We start from the raw sequence: 267 nt of genomic DNA on the forward strand, positions 1-267 counted from the left end.
CAATGTTGGGTCTGTAGCTCAGCTGGTTAGAGCGCTCGCCTGATAAGCGGGAGGTCGGTGGTTCAAGTCCACTCAGACCCACCACTATCTTCCCAAAGATAGCGGGTCAGACATTGAATCTTTATGGGGCTATAGCTCAGCTGGGAGAGCGCCTGCCTTGCACGCAGGAGGTCAGCAGTTCGATCCTGCTTAGCTCCACCATCTTTAAGTGTTCTTCTCTTAAATCAGAGAATATTTAAAAATGGTTACTTCCTTAAGAAGTGATTT

The 267-nt window shown here is 47.9% G+C and carries 2 tRNA genes; both read left to right on the forward strand.

Going from position 1 to position 267, the window contains the following annotated elements:
• Positions 1 to 7: 7 nt before the first annotated feature.
• A tRNA-Ile gene (locus RH89_RS17015) sits at positions 8 to 84 on the forward strand.
• Positions 85 to 125: 41 nt separating this feature from the next.
• A tRNA-Ala gene (locus RH89_RS17020) sits at positions 126 to 201 on the forward strand.
• The last annotated feature ends 66 nt before the right edge of the window (positions 202 to 267 follow it).

It is taken from the genome of Vibrio nigripulchritudo ATCC 27043, assembly GCF_000222685.1.
Taxonomy (GTDB): Bacteria; Pseudomonadota; Gammaproteobacteria; order Enterobacterales; family Vibrionaceae; genus Vibrio; species Vibrio nigripulchritudo.